A 17425-nucleotide genomic window follows, 5' to 3' on the forward strand; every position below is an offset into this window, starting at 1 on the left:
GCGTCAGGCCTGCTGCTCGTTCAAATACCCAAGCAGATCGCGGTTGCGACAGAAATCCGGGGCGTCTGCCCCGGGGCGCAGGCCTTCGGCCAGCCACGTGCGGCACGCCCCGACACCGCCGCAGCGGGTGCAGCGCAGCACCGCCTCGGCAATCTCGTCAAAGCGCAGGGTGCCGGACACCGCCTCTTCTTCCAGGTCCAGACCGACGGTTGCGGCCATCCGGTCAAACAGCTCGGCGTGCTTTTTCAGGTCGGCATGGGTGGTCATCGCGCTCTCCCGGAATCATTTATTCCGGGTGCAGCTTAGCGGCGGCCTGCGGGTCAGAATTTGACACAGGTCAAACGGGATAGAATTTATAAGGATTTCACGCCAAGGTGGTCGAAATAAGCCCGCACCGCATCCTGTACCCGGCGGAAGCGGTCGCCGCCCAGCTTCTTGCCGCCGTACCAGCGGGTGACGATGATGACGTGGTCCCTGAGGCCCTCGCGCTCCATCATCCGCAGGATCACCATGCCCGCGCCGGATTCGCCGTCATCGGCCTTCAGGCCGCCGGATGGCAGCACCGCCGCCCAGGTGTTGTGGGTCGCCTTGGCATAGGCGCGGTCCGTTTTCAGCGCCGCCAGCACCGCGTCGACCTCCTCGCGCGAGGCGGCCGGCGCGCCGGTCACCGCATAGCGCGAGCCGCGGTCGGTCAGGACCACGCCGAGCCGCGTCAGCGCAGGCCCGGCCTGGTCCCTCCCGGCGGCCATGCTCAGTTCAGCCCGTAACGGTCGATGGTCGCCTGCACCACCCGCACCCGGTCGGGGTTGGCCGGGTGGGAGCCCAGGAACCGGTCGCCCGGATCCGGCAGGCGGTTGAAGAAGCGCACGCCGATGCTGGGCCGGTAGCCGGATTTATGGGTGATGATGGTGCCCAGCTCATCCGCCTCCAGCTCGAAATCCTTGGAGTAGGTGCGCGCCCCGACAAAGCCGCCAAGATCCTGCGCCGTCGAGACGCTGGACGATCCGCCCCCTGCCAGTGCGGTGATCAGCCCGGCGCCGGCGCTCACCAGTGCGGAGTTCTGCGCCTGCCGCGCCAGGTGGCCGCGGATGTGGTGGGCGGCCTCATGCGACATGACAAACGCCAGCTCGTCATGGTTGGCGATCTGCCCCAGCATCCGCTGGGTGAAGGTGATCACCGGGCGCCCCGAGCGGTCCAGGCTCTGATAGGCGTTGGGGGCCGCGTTCGGATTCGGGTCGACGCGGATCAGGAAGTCGCAGTTCAAACCCTGGGTGCGGTTGCGGCATTCGCGTTCGGCCACCGGCTCCACCCGGCGGGACACGGTGGCAAATGCGTTGCGCGCCTCGGCGGGCGCCATCCCCTGCACCCGCGGCGCCTGAACAACCGGCGCGGACTGCGAGGCGGGCTCAATCGCTACATTACAGGCGCTGACAGCAAGGGCAAACAGACACATAAAACGGCGCATGGCAGATCCTTTTGCAATTTGCCGCCAACATACCGCGCAAGCCCGGGGGATAGCAATTGCGGCAGCGGCGGAAGATTGCCGTTACATCTGTACGATACCTCGTGTTTGCAAGGTCTTGCCAGCAGGCGGGCCGCAGTGGCAGGCTGGTGCCATGTTTACCATCGAACATGAATTCGACTCGACGGTCATCACCCTGGTGGATGAGGGCGACGCCCCCCTCGCCGAGGATGTGACCATAAATTCCTTTGAAGAATGCGTCACGGTCGAACAATACGACCCGCGCACCGACAGCGTGCAGAAAATCACCCTGTCGCATCTTCAGGTGCGCGACCTGGCCGCGGCGCTGGACCTGCCCGAAGGGGTTTACCGGCTGGTGGCCGGCGACGATTAGGCGTCAGGCCGGCCCCAGATAGACAAACAGCTTGTCGCGTGCGGCTGCGCCGCGGCGCAGCTCCAGGCGGGAGGCCGCCGTTCCCATCGCCGCCGCCAGCAGCCGGCGGATGGCTTCGTTGGCCTTGCCGTTCTCCGGCGCCGCGGTGACAGAGATCTTCAGCCCCCCCTCCGCCGCCGCAATCGCATTGCGCGCCGCCTTGGGGGTGGCCCGCACCGCAATTTCCGCGCCCGGCACGCACAGATGGCTCAGATCCGGCAGATCTTTCTTCTTCGGCTTTCCCATGCCTCCCCTGATGCCCTGCGGCGGCGCCAAAGGCCATAGACTTTGCCGTGCCCGCGCGGCTATCACCCCGCCAGCGGAACCCGGCCCTGCTGCCCGTGCACAACGGATCCCGCGCGCAAGGCCCGTGTTAGGGGACACTTCATATTGCAGTAACCGGAAGAGGTCGGATGACCCCGGAAGAACCTGGATGCGGCTATACACAAAAGGGGTGTTGGGTGACGTGCTCCCCGTAGAGTCCGCGTTCTTTAGTAAGCTTTGCTCAGGTTTTGGTCCTCTACTGACCGTTGGTGATACTCCCACGGCGTGAGCCCGTCGAGGCTCGTGTGGGGGCGGTGATGGTTGTAGTCGGCACGCCAGGCCGTGATCAGTTCCCGGGCATGGCGCAGGTTGGCGAAGAGGTGTTCGTTGAGACACTCGTCGCGCAAACGGCCGTTGAAGCTTTCGACGAAGCCGTTTTGCATGGGTTTGCCTGGTGCGATATAGTGCCACTCGACCTTGCGATCCTCCTGCCATTTCAGGATGGCGTTTGATGTCAGCTCCGTTCCGTTGTCGCTGACCACTATGCTGGGATAGCCGCGCACCCGAGCGATGTTGTCGAGCTCACGACCAACGCGTTGCCCGGACAGGGAGGTGTCCACGACCGTTGCCAAGCATTCCCGGCTGAAGTCATCGATGACGCACAGGACCCGGAACCGGCGGCCATCCCTTGCCCGGCAGGGCATTGCGCAGCAATGTCCCGAGAGGGGACAGGCTGTCAGACACGAAGTCCAACGACCATCTCTGGTTCGGCCCCTGCGGGATCGCCAGCGGCGCCCGCGTTCCTATCGCGCGCTTGCGGCCGCTGCGCTTGCGCACGGTCAGCCCCTCTTCACGATACATCCGATAGAGCTTCTTCCAGTTTACCTTCCAGCCCTCGCGCCCGAGCAAAAGGTGCAACCGTCGATAACCGAACCGCCGCCGTTCGCGGGACAGCTCCTTCAGCCTTGTTCGCAACTCGGCATCCGCCGGCCTGGTTGATCGTCGCCGATAAACGCGCGGATCAATCCCGGCCAAGGCACAAGCGCGCCGCTGGTTGCAGTTCTTTTCTGTCATCGCCCAGTCCACAGCTCGCCGCCTTGCACCGGGCTTCAGAAGTTTTTTCCCATGACCTGCCCCCCGCGAAATCCCTCACCATGATGTAGAGTCTGCCCAACCTATGTAGGAGCAGACGAATGCGTAAGAGCCGTTACACCGAGGCGCAAATCATCGGGATGATCAAAGAGCAGGAAGCCGGGATGCCGACGGCGGAGGTGTGCCGCCGGCATGGGCTGAGCCCGGCGACCTTTTACAAGCTGAAGTCCAAGTATGGCGGCATGGAGGTATCGGAGGCGGCGCGGCTGAAAGCGCTGGAAGATGAGAATGCCAAGCTGAAGCGGCTGCTGGCAGACACGATGCTCGACAACGTGGTTTTGAAAGACCTGCTGGGAAAAAGCTGACGACACCGAAAGAGCGGCGAGAGGCAGCGCTCAATGCAATGCGGGATCATGACATCTCGCAGCGCAGGGCCTGCCGGCTTGTCGGTGTCGACCCCAAGACGGTCCGGCGCGAACGCCCGCCGGACCATCCTGAGATCCGCCAGGAGATGAAGGAGATCGCTGGCAAACGCCGCCGGTTCGGCTACCGGCGGATCGGCGTGCTGCTTGAGCGAAAAGGCATGATCATGAACCACAAAAAGCTTTACCGCCTCTACCGGGAGGAGGGTCTTGCAGTGAAACGGCGGCGGGGCCGCAAACGCGCCCGGGGCTCGAGAACGCCGATGCCCGAAGCCACACAGCCCAACCAGCGCTGGTCCCTGGATTTCCTGGCAGACAGCTTCGGCGCGGCGCGGAAGTTTCGCATCCTGGCCGTGAATGACGACTGCTGCCGGGAAAACCTGTGCCTGGCGGCAGACACCAGCATTTCAGGAGAGCGCGTTGCCCGGGAGCTGGACGCGCTCGTCCGGATCTACGGAAAACCCGCTTGCATTGTCAGCGACAACGGGACGGAATTCACCAGCCAGGCAATCCTGAAATGGGCCGACAGGAACGGGGTGGATTGGCATTACATCGACCCCGGAAAACCGCAGCAGAATGCCTTTATCGAGTCATTCAACGGCAGCCTGCGGGACGAGCTTCTCAATGAAGAGCTGTTCGATACCCTGGACGATGCCCGCCGCAAGCTGGCGCTGTGGCGCTACGATTACAACAACGTCAGGCCGCATTCTTCGCTGGGGAACAGAACGCCAATGCAAGCGCGGCAGGCGCTTGAGCTATTTGAGGGCTCCGCGCCTGCCGCGCTTGCCAAGCCCGAGACCGACGATTACCAAAACCAAACCCGCAGACTCTCCTCATGAACGAGGGACCAGCGGGGGGCAGGTCAACATGACAGACCAGTCCTCCCCATCCTGACGCTCAAGTCTCTGCAACTCAACTGAGTACTTTGACATCATACCAGGAATGTCACTGGCAGAAATTGAGTTCTCCGATTTCAGGTCTGCAGAGGCCGCGATCCCCAATTGGGTCATTCGATCTACTGCTGCGTCGTATGGCGGATCCATCCCACGGATAGCGACCGGCGCAAACACCTTATCCCAATAGAGAATCGCACTTGGGGCGGCCGATAGGAAGTCACCTACCCCGGTGGTGCAGAAGGTGTAGTTTCCTTTGTCATTAAATGTTAGTTGCACTGGCGGAATCATTATACCACGCTGCATACTAAGGACCTTTCGCAAATCACTCACGAATACTGGCTTAACACGTTACGGTGTCAATAATGGTACTATCTGGCGTGCTGGAAAGTACTTTCACCATAGGAAACCGAATGCAGGCGCTATCCAAGCTTTCATCGAACCACTGAACCGCGCCGGGTTTGCCGGAGGCTGATTTCAGTTAGTTACGCGGCTCGTTCCTCAGTTTCCATAGCCGCGTAAAAATTGTTCTCTGCTTCTGACGGCGGAATGCTCCCGATAGGCTCAAGCAGACGGCGGTTATTAAACCAATCCACCCATTCGAGTGTTGCGTATTCCACCGCCTCGCAGTTGCGCCAAGGGCCCCGGCGGTGAATGACTTCGGCTTTGAATAGGCCGTTGATTGTTTCAGCCAGAGCATTGTCATAGCTGTCTCCGACGCTGCCGACAGAGGGCTCGATACCAGCTTCTCCCAACCGCTCTGTGTACTTGATCGACAGGTATTGGCTGCCGCGGTCGGAGTGGTGAACAAGCCCCATCGCCTTTGTCGGCCGCCGCTCGTGAACAGCCTGCTCCAGAGCATCGAGAACGAACCCGGCATGCGCCGAGGTGCTGACACGCCAACCAACGATCTTGCGGGCATAGGCATCGATAACGAAGGCGACATAGGTGAACCCCTTCCAGGTGGCAACATAGGTGAAATCGCTGACCCAGAGCATGTTGGGCGCGGGCACACGGAACTGCCGGTTTACCTTGTCCAGCGGGCACGGGGCCTTTTTGTCGGGCACCGTGGTTTTGTGCGGCTTGCCCCGGATGATGCCTTGAATACCCATGCTTCTCATCAGCCGGGCGACCGTGCAGCGGGCAACAGTGAAACCCTCCCGCTGCAATTGCCGCCAGATCTTCCGCACGCCATAGACCGGCCAGTTCTCTTCGAAAACACGCAGGATCTCGGGCCGCAATGCCGCGTCACGCCGGGCACGGTCCGGCAACCGGGCCGGATCAGCCCGCTTCGCCAGGTGCTCGTAATACGTGGAAGGGGCAATCGGCAGGAATGAGCCATGTCGCGCCATTGGTCCGAGCGACAATGGCGAATGCAGATCGGCTCGACCCCATGCTCACTGCGATGCATGTCCCCTCTCGCGCATGCAGGCATGCGCTGCCGGGCAGCGGATAAAGGACACCATCACTTCGACCGGCGGTCGAGCTCCGCCATCGCAAAATACGCCGATGCCTTGCGGAGGATCTCGTTCGCCTGACGCAGCTCGCGGTTCTCCCGCTCCAGCGCCTTCGTTTGGGCCTTCAAATGATCCCCCGGATCATTTGATCGCTGCGCGAACGACCCGCACTGTCGGTGACATCGGTGGGAACACCCGCCCGCTTGCCGCTGTCGACTTCTGCCTTCTTCACCCACTCATTCAGCGTATGCGCCGAACAGCCGGTCTTCGCGGATATTGACATGATCGCCTGCCAGCGGGAACTGTGCTGTCCCTGGTTGTCAAGCACCAGGTGCACCGAACGCTCACGGACCTCACGAGAATACTTGCTTGTTGTCTTGCTCATTGTGGCTTCATCCTGCTCAGGAGTTGAAGCCTCCGGCAAACCCGGCGCGGTTCAGTTTGAAGTGTCCAGGCTTGCCGCGTTGACAGCCGCTATTCCCGCCCCGCTGGGGCTGGAAACCACCCCGGAAAAGCCCTAGAAATCAGGGGATTTTCAAAACGGGTTGCTGCAACGGGAAGTGTCCCGCACTGCAACGCGAAGTGTCCCGCTACACCCGTTGGCCCTTGAAAAAACTTCCCTGCCTGCCGAGATAGGCAGCACCAGATGTAAAAAGGTTTCACATATGCCTCCACGCAATGACGCCGCTCTTGAGTTTCTGCTGTCGCGCCGGTCGCGCCCGGCCAAGACGCTGGCGGCCCCGGCCCCCACGCGCGAGGAGCTGCGGCCGATCCTGACCGCCGCCGCCCGCACGCCGGATCACGGCAAGCTGGAGCCCTGGCGCTTTATCGTGGTGGAACAGCCCGCGATGGCCCGGCTGGCGGAGCTGTGCGCGGAAACCGGCGCCCGGCTGGGCAAAAGCCCTGAGGACATCGCCAAGGGCCGCAGCCAGTTCGATCTGGGCCAGCTTGCCGTGGCCGTGGTTGAGGTGCAGACCGCAAGCCCCAAGGTGCCCGCCATCGAGCAGAGCTACTCCGCCGGCGCGGTGTGCCTGTCGCTGCTCAATGCAGCGCTGGCGGCCGGCTGGGGCGCCAACTGGCTCAGCGGCTGGGCCAGCCATGACCGCGGTTTCTGCGAGGCCGCCTTTGGCCTGGCGGAGAATGAGCGCATCGCCGGCCTCATCCACATCGCCACCGAAACCACCGCCCCGCCCGAACGCCCGCGCCCGGACGTTGACGCAATCACCACCTGGATAAGCGCATGATCCTGACCGCCTTTTTCAAAACCCTCGGCCAGACCGGCGACCCGCGCTTCCGCAAGGTGCTGTTTCTGGGCCTGGGCCTGACCATTGCCCTGCTGATCGCGGCCTATGCCGGGTTCCTGATGCTGATCCAGTGGCTGGTCGGACCCGAAGCCACACTGCCGCTGTTGGGCGAGGTCACCTGGCTCGACGACCTGCTCTCGGCCGGCTCGCTGGTGCTGATGCTGGTGCTGTCCATTTTCCTGATGGTGCCGGTGGCCTCGGCGATCACCTCGATGTTCCTGGACGAGGTGGCGCAAGCGGTGGAGGACAAGCACTACCCCGCCCTGCCGCCCGCGCCCCGGGTGCCGTTCTGGGATGCGGTCCGCGACACGGTGAACTTCCTCGGCCTGCTGATTGCGGCCAACCTCCTGGCGCTGGTCCTCTATGTGCTGTTTCCGCCTGCGGCGATCTTCATCTTCTGGGGGCTGAACGGGTTTCTGCTGGGGCGTGAATATTTCACCCTTGCCGCCGCCCGCCGGGTGGGCACCGCAGAGGCAAAGAAGCTGCGCCGCCGCCATGCAGGCACCATCTGGGCCGCCGGAACGCTGATGGCCATGCCGCTGTCGGTGCCGCTCTTGAACCTGGTGGTTCCGATCCTGGGCGCCGCCACTTTCACCCACCTCTACCACGCGCTGGCCCGCCGGTAGGACCAGCACCCCGCCCCGGCCGCAGCCGGGTCAAGGCCGGCAAAGCCGCCGCGCGGCACGCGCGGTTCAGCCTTGACGCGGTGGAGGGCGGACTACACTGGAGATGGCGTCTTGAGGGGCAGCCCTGCCCCTCAAGCGCTTCTCAGCAAGTTTCTTCTGATTACAGGTTTACGATGCAGCCCGCTCCAGCCCGCCAGGGCTGGCCGCACCCGCGCCGCGCGCCAGCGCGGCGCCATGCCCAACCGGTCCCGAGGCATTTCAATGCCTCCAAACCGGGCGGGAGGGCTGCCTTGCTTGAAAATCGCAGATCCGCGGATTTACCCTTGCTCGGGCATCATCCCCATCCAGTCGAAGTCGCGCACCGAGATCGCGCCGGACAGGATGATCCCGGCCACGATGGCCCAGATCAGCGCGGCAATCCCGGTCGTGATCCAAGCCTTCTGCTTCAGGAAATGCTTCTCCGGCGCGCCCGCATGGGTGCCCGGCACCACGTTGCCCCTGTCGCCCTGGGTTTGCAGCCGGATCGGAATGATCACCAGGAAGGTCAGGAACCAGATCACTGCATAGAGAACGATCGCTGATGTAACACCCATGGCGCCGGCCTTTCGTAGTTGCCCCGCCCCGCAGCCGGGGCAGGACGCTCATAGCCTCAAACTTCTTCGAGTTCCACCAGGCAGCCGTTGAAATCCTTGGGGTGCAGGAACAGCACCGGCTTGCCATGGGCGCCGATCTTCGGCTCGCCGGTGCCCAGCACCCGCGCGCCCTGCGCCTTCAGGTGGTCGCGCGCCGCCAGGATGTCCTCCACCTCATAGCAGACATGGTGGATGCCGCCCGCCGGGTTCTTCTCCAAAAAGCCGTTGATGGGGGAGTTCTCGCCCAAGGGGTACAACAGCTCAATCTTGGTGTTGGGCAGTTCGATGAAGACGACGGTCACCCCGTGATCCGGCTCATCCTGCGGTGCCCCCACCTTGGCGCCCAGCGCGTTGCGGTACTGGGCCGAGGCTGCCTCCAGGTCGGGGACAGCGATGGCAACATGGTTCAAGCGGCCAATCATCCTTTTGTGCTCCTCTCACATATGGTCCTGGGCCCCGGTTATGCGGCGGATGCTGCGCCGCGGCAAGTGCGCCATTGCGCACGGGGGGCCCGGATGCGGCAGCGCACGCGCCGTTAACCGGGTGTTAGCCTAGAGTTCCTAGCGTCGGTTTATATCCCGCAAGGAGGATACGTTATGGACGATTCGGAACTGTTTGCTGCCGCTCAACGCCTGCCCACCACCCGGCGCCCGCTGCTGGGGCTGACCATTCTGGTTGTCGAGGACAGCCGCTTCGCCTGCGAGGCGCTGCGGCTTCTCTGCCTGCGCAGCGGCGCCCGCATCCGCCGCGCCGATTGCCTGAAATCCGCCCGCCGCCATTTGCAGGTCTACCGCCCCTCGGTGCTGATTGCCGATGTCGGGCTGCCGGACGGTTCCGGTCTCGATCTGATCCGCGAACTGGCAGAGGCCAGCCCGCGCCCCGGGGTGATCCTGGCCACCTCCGGCGACCCGGCGCTGGAAAGCGCCGCGCTTGAGGCCGGCGCCGCCGGTTTCCTGGAAAAGCCGATCACCTCGCTGGCCGCCTTCCAGCAAAAGATTCTCGCCAACCTGCCCGCCGACCGCCAGCTGTCCGGCCCCCGCGCCATGGATGACGAAACGGTGGAGCCGGATCTCCTCGCCTACCGGGACGACATGGCCCATGCCGCGGACGTGCTCAGCATGTCGCAGGAGGAGAAGACCCTGGCCTATCTGGCGCAATTCCTCGGCGGTGTCGCCCGCAGCGCCGGCGACGGCCCGCTTGCGGCGGCGGCCGACCGCCTCGACAGCGCCCGCCTCAAGGGGGAGCCGCTGACCCAGGATGCCGCCACCCTGGCAGGCCTTGTGCAGGAGCGGCTGGATCGCCGCGCGGCGATCTGACATGGCAGAAGCGTTTCTCATCGCCCTCGCCACGCTTGTCATCGTGCTCTACGGCCAGACCCGGCTGGAGGCGCGCGCGATCCGCCGCAGCCGCGGCAGCGCAGACAGACGCCCGATGGTTCTCACCCGCCCGAACCGCTGACGCAGCCCCTGCCCGCCGGGCTGTCCCGGTGCAGCCGACGCCGCCCGGCATGAGCCAGGCCGGCCGCAGGCGCTTCTCCCGCCCGCCGCTGTCCCTGGCGGCCCGCCGGCTGCTATCTTCCAGCAACAGCCAGCCCAGGCGCGTCATGAGCTGCCGCCGCGCGCTTTCCTTGCCAGCAGCCGCCACCGCCCCCAGTGCCGCCCCCGTCTGCCGCGCCCGTCTTCGGCTGCAGCCGCATCGCCAGCTGGCCTCACCCTGCCAGACCCTATGCTGCGGCCCGTCCGCTCCCCCCCGCTACGGTCCTCTCCCGCGCCCGCAGCTGCGCGGCCAGGGCCGCACCGCTTGGCGGCCTTGGGCCCGGCACCGCCGGCAGGCGGTGCCGGGCCCAACGGCTCAGGTCATTCCCCGAATGATCTGAGCGGGCGGGAGGCGCCCGGCTGGTCTGCACGCTGACGCTCTGCCGGGTTGCGGCGCCCTACAGCAGCAGCCCCGGATCCTCTTCCATCGCAAGCCCCGGGAAGACCCCGCCTTCAAGACCGCTTTTCTGCGCCCCGGCCAGCCCGTGCAGCAGCCAGGCCAGGTAGCGGCGCACATCCGCGGTCGGCATCAGGTCGCGCCGGTCGTAAAGATCGGCCTCCGCCAGCCCAGGCCAGCGCCCCAGCACCCGGCCGCCGCGGACCGCGCCGCCCGCCAGCAGCATCGCGCCGCCGGTGCCGTGGTCGGTGCCGCCGGTGCCGTTCTCCCGCACCGTGCGCCCAAACTCCGTCACCGCCGCAACGGCGGTCTTGCCCCAGATCTGTGGCCCCAGACCGCGTTGCAGCTCCAGGACCGTCTCCGCCAGCCGCCCCAGCGCCGCCTTCAGCCCGCCCGCCTGGCGGTAATGCGTGTCCCAGCCGTTGATCGAGAACGCCGCAATCCGGCTGTCGCCGCGCAGCTGGCCGGCCGCATAGGCAGCAACGGCAGTGTGCGCCTCGCCCTTCGGCGCCGTCATCATCCCCATCATCCCGCTGTCTTCGCTGCCGTCGCCGCCGCCCTCTTCAAGACCCAGGGACATATCCTGCCGGGTCAGCTCCAGCGCGTCGTTCAGGGCGGCGTGAAACAGCGGGTCGTCCTCCATCAGGAGCGCCGCCAGCCGCTCCGCCTGCGGGCTCATCGCCAGCCCGGCCCCCGGCGCCCATTGCGAGACCGGCGCCGCGCCCTCCAGCAGCAGCATCCGCTCCTGTCCGATGGCAAAGGCAGTGCGCGCGTCCGCGCCCGGCGTCTGCTGCAGCAGGCGGTTCAGCCAGCCGTCGCGCGCCGCGCCCAGCCCGGCAGTGCCCGCCTCCAGCAGGTCCTGGCCGTCAAAATGGCTGCGCCGGTCGCGGTATGGCGTGGACACCGCATGCACAAATCCAAGCTCGCCCTTGCGCCACAAGGGCAGCAGCGGCGCCAGACCCGGGTGCAGAGCGTAAAAGCCGTCCAGATCGGCAGCCCCGGAAGCTGGCCCGCCCGACAGGGTCCGGCGCAGCCCGGCAAACTGCGGGTCGCCATAGGGCTGCACCACATCCAGCGCGTCCATGCCGCCGCGCAGGATGATCACCACCAGCCGCGTGTCCCAGGGGGCGGCGGCAAAACTGACGGGCGTCACCAGCGGGCTGGCGGCCAGCGAACAGCCCAGCAAGGCAGAGCGGGCCAGAAGAGAACGGCGGGTCAGCTGCATCGGATGGCCTCCTGTTAGCGGCGCTGAAAGGCGGGAGAGGCCAGGATCAGCCCGACCCCCTCCGCTTCGGTTTCGGCGGCGCGGGCGGCAAACATCACCCGCTCATTGGCAAAGCCGCCCAGCGCCGCAGCGGCAAAGCCGCGCGGATCGGGCAGCGGCTGCACCAGCCGCCGCGGGGCCGCCATCGCCCAGCGCAGGCGGGCGGCCAGAGCCTGCGGCGTGACCCAGGCGGCGTCGTCTTCGGGCCAGCCGTCCGGCCCGCCGGAAAACTCCCACCGCTGCCCCATCGGGGTCAGCGGCGCCAGCAGCAGCCGGTTCAGCTGCCCCGGCCTGAGGCCCGCAATCCTCGTCTCGGGCAGCGCCAGCGCGCGGCAGGCGGAGGCCACGTAATCAAACGGCGGCTTCACGTTGTGCAGCTGCGGCTCCCAGGCGGCCGGATGCTCCAGCAGCGCCGCATAGACCTGCACAAGATCGCCGCCGCTGTCCTGAAACCGGGCCGCCACATGGGACACCAGCGCCGGGTCCGGCGTGTCGGAGAGGAAATGCACCGCCAGCTTGCGGGCGATATGCTGCGCGGTGGCAGGATGGCGGGCCAGATCGCGCAGCGCGCCCAGCACCTGCTCCAGCTGCGGCTTACCGCCGCCGTAGGTGTTTCCCAGCACGGTTTCCGGCCCCGGCTCCGCCATGCCGGGGTGAAAGACGAACGCGTCTTCCCTGGAGACGGTGAGGCCGGTGAACAGCTCCGCCAGCTGCCGCACATCGGCTTGGCTGTAAGGCCCGTCCACCCCCAGCGTGTGCAGCTCCAGCACTTCCCGGGCCAGGTTCTCGTTCAGCCCGCTTAGCCGTTTGCGCCGCGCGGCGGCCCGGCTGCCCGGCCCGGCAGAGCGGTGCTGGTCCAGGTACATCAGCATGAGCGGGCTGGTGGCAGCGGCGATCAGCATGTCCTCGAAACGGCCGCTGACATGCGGCCGGATCACGCTCTCGGCATAAGGCGCGGCCAGCACCCGCGTCGGCCCGGATTTGCCCTGTGCCGTGAAGTGATCGGCCCAGAACAGCACCAGCCGTTCGCGCAGCCCGTCGCGGGTGCGGACATGGCGCAGCAGCCGCTGGCCGTGCCAATCGTAGCGGGCATGGTTCTGCGCGCGGCGGAACTCCCTGTAGGCCTTGTCCGCAGCCTCATAGCCGGGCTTGCCGTCCAGCTGCCTGCGCTGCCGCCGCAGCCGCCGGAACGCGGCGGCCCCCGTCACTGCGTCTTCAAACCGGCTGACCGGGAACTGCTGCGCCATCTCGTCAGGCCCTTGCAGGCGGCTCAGCATCTCTGCCGCCGACTCCGGCGGCGCAATCGCCGGCGACAGCCCGGCGCCAAAGCGGATCTCAGCCAAGTCTCCGTCAAACTGCATCGCGCTGCTCTCTCCTTGCCCTGCCGGCCTGCCCGCAGGTTAGAGCATCGCAGCCCTGCCCCACAGGCGAATTTCAGATGATACGCATGTTTCCGCGCGTTCCGTCGCCCGCCCCGCAGCTTTCTGCAAAGCTGCCGTTTCCCGGCGCGGAACTCCGGCAGCGGTCCGCCGCAGATGAGCCGCAAAAGAAAAGGCCCGGACAATTGCCCGGGCCTCCATCAAGACGTCTGCGCCGTTCACTGATCCTGCGGGATCACCCGCAGGCCCAGCTCCATCAGCTGCTCCGCCATCGGCTCAGACGGCGCTGCCATCATCAGGTCTTCGGCGCGCTGGTTCATCGGGAACATGATGACCTCGCGGATGTTGGCCTCGTCGGCCAGCAGCATCACCATTCGGTCGATGCCGGCCGCGCAGCCGCCGTGCGGCGGGGCGCCGTACTGGAAGGCGTTGACCATGCCGCCAAAGCGCTTCTTCACCTCATCCTCGCCGTAGCCGGCGATTTCAAAGGCCTTGAACATGATCTCCGGCTTGTGGTTCCGGATCGCGCCGGACACCAGCTCATAACCGTTGCAGGCGAGGTCGTACTGGTAGCCCTTGACGGCCAGCGGATCGGACAGCAGCGCGTCCATGCCGCCCTGCGGCATCGAAAACGGGTTGTGCTCAAAGTCGATCTTGCCTGTTTCCTCGTCCTTCTCGTAGATCGGGAAGTCGACGATCCAGGCAAAGGCAAAGCGGTCCTTGTCAATGAGGCCCAGCTCCTCGCCGATGACGGTGCGCGCCTTGCCCGCGACGCCCTCGAACGTCTTCGGCTTGCCGCCCAGGAAGAAGGCCGCATCGCCGACGCCCAGGCCCAGCTGCTGGCGGATCGCCTCGGTGCGCTCCGGGCCGATGTTCTTGGCCAACGGACCGGCCGCCTCCATGCCCTCCGCGCCGTCGCGCCAGAAGATATAGCCCATGCCCGGCAGGCCCTCTTTCTGGGCAAAGGCATTCATCCGGTCGCAGAACTTGCGGCTGCCGCCGGTGGGCGCCGGAATGGCGCGGATCTCGGTGCCGTCCTGTTCCAGCAGCTTGGCGAAGATCGCAAAGCCGGAACCGCGGAAATGGTCGGAGACCACCTGCATCTTGATCGGGTTGCGCAAGTCCGGCTTGTCGGTGCCATACCACAGCGCCGAATCCTTGTAGGAAATCTGCGGCCACTCGTTTGCGGGGTCGACCTTGCGGCCGCCGCCGAACTCCTCGAACACGCCCGCCATCACCGGCGCGATGGTGTCAAAGACATCCTGCTGGGTGACAAACGACATTTCCATGTCGAGCTGGTAGAAGTCCGCGGGCGACCGGTCGGCGCGCGGGTCTTCGTCGCGGAAACAGGGCGCGATCTGGAAATACTTGTCAAAGCCCGACACCATCATCAGCTGCTTGAACTGCTGCGGCGCCTGCGGCAGCGCATAGAACTTGCCCGGGTGCAGGCGCGAGGGCACCAGGAAGTCGCGCGCGCCCTCGGGGGAGGAGGCGGTGATGATCGGGGTCTGGTATTCGTTGAAGCCGATGTCCCACATGCGCTTGCGGATCGACTGGATCATGTTGGCGCGCAGCACCATGTTGCGCTGCATCTTTTCGCGGCGCAGGTCCAAGTAGCGGTAGCGCAGGCGGGTTTCCTCCGGGTATTCCTGCTCGCCGAACACCATCAGCGGCAGTTCCTCGGATTTGCCCAGCACCTCGATGTCGCGGATGAAGACCTCAACCTCGCCGGTCGGGATCTTGTGGTTCACCAGGCTTTCGTCGCGCGCCTTCACCTCGCCGTCGATGCGGATGCACCATTCGGAGCGGACCTTCTCGATCTCTGCAAACACCGGGCTGTCCGGGTCGGCCATCACCTGGGTCACGCCGTAATGGTCGCGCAGGTCAATGAACAAGAGGCCGCCGTGGTCGCGGACGCGGTGGACCCAGCCCGACAGGCGGACGGTCTCACCGACGTTGGATTTGTTCAGTTCGGCGCAGGTATGGCTGCGGTAAGCGTGCATCGGTTGACCTTTCGTTATACCGGTCTTGTGCCCGGGCGGGCCGTCGTTCGGGAGTTGCGCACGGAAACGGCGCGGAATTCGTCCGGGGTGGTACACTAGTTTGCGGCTCAGTTGTCAAGCAAACAGGGCCGATTCCGCAGGGGCTGCCGTCCGGTTTTTGCCGGTTCGGCCCCCTGGCGCAAAGGCTCCCGCCCCTTGCGCACCCTGCCGCTGCGCGGCCCGGCGGCAAGCGTTGGGCCCAGCGCCCCGCCGGCGGCGGGGCGCCGGGGGCGTTTCGCGGCAGCCGCAGGCGCGCTGCCGGGCCCAAGGGCACGCGCCGCCTGGCGCCAGCCGGGCGGCGCGCGTCCGCGGGAGCGCCCCGCTACACAATCCGCGCCGGGATCAGCCCGCGCAGGGAATTGCCCATGTGGATGGCCTTCGCCTCCAGCAGGTCCTGCACCCTCAGCACCTGCTCCACGCATTCGCCGCTTTCCAGCAGCGTCTGGCGCAAAATACCCGGCAGCAGGCCGCAGCTCAGCGGCGGTGTCACCCTTTGCCCGTCTGCGCGGGTCACGAAGAGATTGGTGATGGTGCCCTCGCAGACCTCGCCGCGCTCATTCAGGAACAAGAGCTCGTCCACCCCCTCCGGCAGCGCTGCCCGCGCAGCGTCATAGAGCGCGCGGCGGGTGGTCTTGTGCTGCAGCCAGAGGTCATCTGCCGCCAGCCGGGTGTCCGCGATGCTCAGCCGCCAGTGTGCAGGGCTGTATCCCAGAGGGGCCGTGGTCAGTTCCAACTGCCCGTCCGCATCCAAGGTCAGGCGGCAGCGCAGCGGCGCCCCGCCTGCGGTTTCATCCAGGACCGCCTCCGCCTGCTCAGGATCGAAGGGAATCCCAAACACCGCCGCGCTGCGCCCCATCCGGGCCAGATGCTGCGGCAGGTGCCGGAACCCCGCGCCCGGATGCCAGCCCAGCGTCTCGATCAGGCGGAAAGCGGGATCGTTCTGGACGGTGTCACGCGGGCGAACCGGGCTTTCCATAGGGCTTCCTCATATTCCGACTCGGCAGTGCTGTCCCACACCACGCCGCCGCCCACGTTGAGCGTCGCGCGCCCGTCTTCCAGCATCAGCGTGCGGATTGCCACGTTGAACTCCGACGCGCCGCCGGGCGCCGCCCAGCCGATGGTGCCGCAATAGATGTCGCGCGCCCAGGGTTCCAGATCCGCGAGGATCTCCATCGCGCGGATCTTGGGCGCGCCGGTAATCGAGCCGCAGGGAAACAGCGCCGTGAAGATGTCCGCAAGCCCCGCATCGGGCCGCAGTTTCGCCCGCACCAGCGACACCATCTGATGCACGGTGGCATAGCTTTCCACCGCAAACAGTTCCGGCACATGCACCGATCCTGTCTGCGCCACGCGGGAAATGTCGTTGCGCAGAAGGTCCACGATCATCAGGTTCTCGGCGCGGTTCTTCTCATCCTGGCGCAGGAAATCGCGGCGGCGGGCGTCCTCCACCGGGTCGTCGCTGCGCGGCTGGGTGCCTTTCATCGGGCGGGTCTCGATCAGGCCGTCCGCACCGGTGCGGAAGAACAGCTCCGGCGAGCGCGACAGCAGGTCCGGCAGGCCGTCCTGTTCGACCAGAACACCGTAGCCCACCGCCTGCCTGGCCTGCAAGGCGGCATAAAGCTCTTCGGCAGTGCCATAGGCATCCGCATCAATCGGGAAGGTCAGGTTGGCCTGATAGATGTCGCCCTTGCCGATGTTTCGGTTCACTTGCGTGAAGGCTTCAGCATAGCGCTCATAGGTCCAGCGGGGCGTGATGCCGTCCAATCCTGCATCGCCCGGCGGCACGCCGGTCAGCGCCCGTCCGCCCCCCCGGGCGGGCGCTTCGCTTTCCGCCTGCGGCCGGGCGCAGCCCTCTGTGTCAGATTGCAGCGGTCCCTCATAAACCCCAAAGCAGATAAGCGGCAGCCGCCGCCCCGCGGGCATCCTCCCCGCCAGCTTCGGCTCCAGCGCATAGCCCAGCTCATAGGACGCATAACCCGCCAGCCAGTGCCCGGCACCCCGCGCCGCATCCAGCGCGGCCAGTGCGGCGGGCACCTCATCCGCCCCGTCCGCACGGATCACCCGCAGCGGCTGGCTGAACACTGTGCCGGCCCCCATGGGCCCCTGATCAAAGCGAATCCGCACCGCAAGCAACTCCCCGGGCTCTTGAGCTCCACATATATCTGTTCGCTATGCGAACAAAAGGGGTGGATGCGGCATTTTCAAATCCGTTTCCGATCCCCC

At 65.9% G+C, this 17425-nt stretch carries 17 protein-coding genes and 2 pseudogenes; 6 read left to right on the forward strand and 13 right to left on the reverse strand.

The annotated features are described in order from the left end of the window. Window positions 1-3: 3 nt before the first annotated feature. The 3 genes from R2C4_RS12260 to R2C4_RS12270 form a co-directional block, all read right to left on the reverse strand. A complete protein-coding gene (locus R2C4_RS12260) occupies window positions 4-267 on the reverse strand; it encodes a DUF6455 family protein (RefSeq protein ID WP_141890852.1) in 264 nt (87 codons plus the stop codon). A gap of 86 nt (window positions 268-353) precedes the next feature. Further along, window positions 354-749 carry a YigZ family protein gene (locus R2C4_RS12265; RefSeq protein WP_141890853.1) on the reverse strand — a complete coding sequence of 132 codons (396 nt, stop codon included), beginning with the start codon at window positions 747-749 and terminating at the stop codon, window positions 354-356. 2 nt (window positions 750-751) lie between these two features. Further along, complete coding sequence (locus R2C4_RS12270; RefSeq protein WP_058285967.1) at window positions 752-1465, reverse strand: M48 family metalloprotease; 714 nt, start codon at window positions 1463-1465, stop codon at window positions 752-754. 151 nt (window positions 1466-1616) lie between these two features. Here R2C4_RS12270 and R2C4_RS12275 point away from each other — a divergent pair, with 151 nt between their 5' ends. Next, window positions 1617-1856, forward strand: a complete 240-nt coding sequence (locus tag R2C4_RS12275; RefSeq protein ID WP_141890854.1) for a hypothetical protein — start codon at window positions 1617-1619, stop codon at window positions 1854-1856. A 3-nt stretch (window positions 1857-1859) separates the two neighbouring features. Here the strand turns inward: R2C4_RS12275 and R2C4_RS12280 are convergent, their stop codons facing one another. Both R2C4_RS12280 and R2C4_RS12285 read right to left on the reverse strand, forming a co-directional pair. Then, window positions 1860-2141, reverse strand: a complete 282-nt coding sequence (locus R2C4_RS12280; protein WP_141890855.1) for a DUF167 domain-containing protein — start codon at window positions 2139-2141, stop codon at window positions 1860-1862. A gap of 245 nt (window positions 2142-2386) precedes the next feature. Beyond that, window positions 2387-3284 (reverse strand): annotated as a pseudogene (locus R2C4_RS12285) (IS3 family transposase); the annotation flags it as partial. A gap of 68 nt (window positions 3285-3352) precedes the next feature. Here R2C4_RS12285 and R2C4_RS12290 point away from each other — a divergent pair. Continuing rightward, a protein-coding gene (locus R2C4_RS12290; protein WP_141889521.1) for an IS3 family transposase occupies window positions 3353-4512 on the forward strand; the annotation gives its coding sequence in 2 pieces (ribosomal slippage) (window positions 3353-3611 and window positions 3611-4512; 1161 coding nt in all). 539 nt (window positions 4513-5051) lie between these two features. On the opposite strand, the pseudogene R2C4_RS12295 reads toward R2C4_RS12290, so the two are convergent. Further along, window positions 5052-6408 (reverse strand): annotated as a pseudogene (locus R2C4_RS12295) (IS3 family transposase). Window positions 6409-6688: 280 nt separating this feature from the next. Between R2C4_RS12295 and R2C4_RS12300 the strand changes: the two are divergent. Next, on the forward strand, window positions 6689-7267 hold the full coding sequence (locus R2C4_RS12300; protein ID WP_141890856.1) for a nitroreductase family protein: 579 nt from the start codon (window positions 6689-6691) through the stop codon (window positions 7265-7267). Then, a complete protein-coding gene (locus R2C4_RS12305; RefSeq protein ID WP_058285977.1) occupies window positions 7264-7953 on the forward strand; it encodes an EI24 domain-containing protein in 690 nt (229 codons plus the stop codon). Before R2C4_RS12300 ends, R2C4_RS12305 begins: the two co-directional genes overlap by 4 nt. Window positions 7954-8270: 317 nt before the next feature. Here the strand turns inward: R2C4_RS12305 and R2C4_RS12310 are convergent, their stop codons facing one another. Both R2C4_RS12310 and mce read right to left on the reverse strand, forming a co-directional pair. Further along, complete coding sequence (locus R2C4_RS12310; protein WP_058285978.1) at window positions 8271-8546, reverse strand: DUF1467 family protein; 276 nt, start codon at window positions 8544-8546, stop codon at window positions 8271-8273. Between the two features lie 56 nt (window positions 8547-8602). Next, the gene (gene mce, locus R2C4_RS12315) at window positions 8603-9007 is read right to left on the reverse strand and encodes a methylmalonyl-CoA epimerase (protein ID WP_058285979.1); all 405 of its coding nucleotides are present in this window, start codon (window positions 9005-9007) and stop codon (window positions 8603-8605) included. A gap of 174 nt (window positions 9008-9181) precedes the next feature. On the opposite strand from mce, the gene R2C4_RS12320 reads away from it, so the two are divergent. After that, the gene (locus tag R2C4_RS12320) at window positions 9182-9901 is read left to right on the forward strand and encodes a response regulator (protein WP_141890857.1); all 720 of its coding nucleotides are present in this window, start codon (window positions 9182-9184) and stop codon (window positions 9899-9901) included. A 1-nt stretch (window position 9902) separates the two neighbouring features. Then, window positions 9903-10043 (forward strand): hypothetical protein, encoded by a 141-nt coding sequence (locus R2C4_RS21240; RefSeq protein ID WP_167510255.1) that lies wholly within the window; start codon window positions 9903-9905, stop codon window positions 10041-10043. Window positions 10044-10518: 475 nt separating this feature from the next. Here the strand turns inward: R2C4_RS21240 and R2C4_RS12325 are convergent, their stop codons facing one another. From R2C4_RS12325 to R2C4_RS12345, 5 genes are all read right to left on the reverse strand, one after another. Next, entirely contained in the window at window positions 10519-11742 is a 1224-nt protein-coding gene (locus tag R2C4_RS12325) for a DUF1501 domain-containing protein (RefSeq protein ID WP_141890858.1), read from the reverse strand. A 14-nt stretch (window positions 11743-11756) separates the two neighbouring features. Continuing rightward, complete coding sequence (locus R2C4_RS12330; protein WP_141890859.1) at window positions 11757-13142, reverse strand: DUF1800 domain-containing protein; 1386 nt, start codon at window positions 13140-13142, stop codon at window positions 11757-11759. A gap of 236 nt (window positions 13143-13378) precedes the next feature. Further along, window positions 13379-15163, reverse strand: coding sequence for an aspartate--tRNA ligase (aspS, locus tag R2C4_RS12335; protein WP_141890860.1), 1785 nt, complete (start codon window positions 15161-15163; stop codon window positions 13379-13381). 361 nt (window positions 15164-15524) lie between these two features. Continuing rightward, window positions 15525-16178, reverse strand: coding sequence for an aminotransferase class IV family protein (locus R2C4_RS12340; protein WP_141890861.1), 654 nt, complete (start codon window positions 16176-16178; stop codon window positions 15525-15527). Further along, complete coding sequence (locus tag R2C4_RS12345; protein WP_141890862.1) at window positions 16121-17326, reverse strand: aminodeoxychorismate synthase component I; 1206 nt, start codon at window positions 17324-17326, stop codon at window positions 16121-16123. The genes R2C4_RS12340 and R2C4_RS12345 overlap by 58 nt, the downstream gene beginning before the upstream one ends. Window positions 17327-17425: the final 99 nt, after the last annotated feature.

The sequence above is a fragment of the Leisingera aquaemixtae genome (genome assembly GCF_006740765.1).
Classification (GTDB): Bacteria; Pseudomonadota; Alphaproteobacteria; order Rhodobacterales; family Rhodobacteraceae; genus Leisingera; species Leisingera aquaemixtae.

What these genes read in the sequence shown, in the direction of transcription:
- mce (WP_058285979.1), bottom strand. Translation starts at nt 9,007, where the DNA reads ATGATTGGCCGCTTGAACCATGTTGCCATCGCTGTCCCCGACCTGGAG.
- R2C4_RS12305 (WP_058285977.1), top strand. Translation starts at nt 7,264, where the DNA reads ATGATCCTGACCGCCTTTTTCAAAACCCTCGGCCAGACCGGCGACCCG.
- R2C4_RS12275 (WP_141890854.1), top strand. Translation starts at nt 1,617, where the DNA reads ATGTTTACCATCGAACATGAATTCGACTCGACGGTCATCACCCTGGTG.
- R2C4_RS12310 (WP_058285978.1), bottom strand. Translation starts at nt 8,546, where the DNA reads ATGGGTGTTACATCAGCGATCGTTCTCTATGCAGTGATCTGGTTCCTG.
- R2C4_RS12270 (WP_058285967.1), bottom strand. Translation starts at nt 1,465, where the DNA reads ATGCGCCGTTTTATGTGTCTGTTTGCCCTTGCTGTCAGCGCCTGTAAT.
- R2C4_RS12300 (WP_141890856.1), top strand. Translation starts at nt 6,689, where the DNA reads ATGCCTCCACGCAATGACGCCGCTCTTGAGTTTCTGCTGTCGCGCCGG.
- R2C4_RS12265 (WP_141890853.1), bottom strand. Translation starts at nt 749, where the DNA reads ATGGCCGCCGGGAGGGACCAGGCCGGGCCTGCGCTGACGCGGCTCGGC.
- R2C4_RS12280 (WP_141890855.1), bottom strand. Translation starts at nt 2,141, where the DNA reads ATGGGAAAGCCGAAGAAGAAAGATCTGCCGGATCTGAGCCATCTGTGC.
- R2C4_RS12325 (WP_141890858.1), bottom strand. Translation starts at nt 11,742, where the DNA reads ATGCAGCTGACCCGCCGTTCTCTTCTGGCCCGCTCTGCCTTGCTGGGC.
- R2C4_RS12260 (WP_141890852.1), bottom strand. Translation starts at nt 267, where the DNA reads ATGACCACCCATGCCGACCTGAAAAAGCACGCCGAGCTGTTTGACCGG.
- aspS (WP_141890860.1), bottom strand. Translation starts at nt 15,163, where the DNA reads ATGCACGCTTACCGCAGCCATACCTGCGCCGAACTGAACAAATCCAAC.
- R2C4_RS12330 (WP_141890859.1), bottom strand. Translation starts at nt 13,142, where the DNA reads ATGCAGTTTGACGGAGACTTGGCTGAGATCCGCTTTGGCGCCGGGCTG.
- R2C4_RS12340 (WP_141890861.1), bottom strand. Translation starts at nt 16,178, where the DNA reads ATGGAAAGCCCGGTTCGCCCGCGTGACACCGTCCAGAACGATCCCGCT.
- R2C4_RS21240 (WP_167510255.1), top strand. Translation starts at nt 9,903, where the DNA reads ATGGCAGAAGCGTTTCTCATCGCCCTCGCCACGCTTGTCATCGTGCTC.
- R2C4_RS12320 (WP_141890857.1), top strand. Translation starts at nt 9,182, where the DNA reads ATGGACGATTCGGAACTGTTTGCTGCCGCTCAACGCCTGCCCACCACC.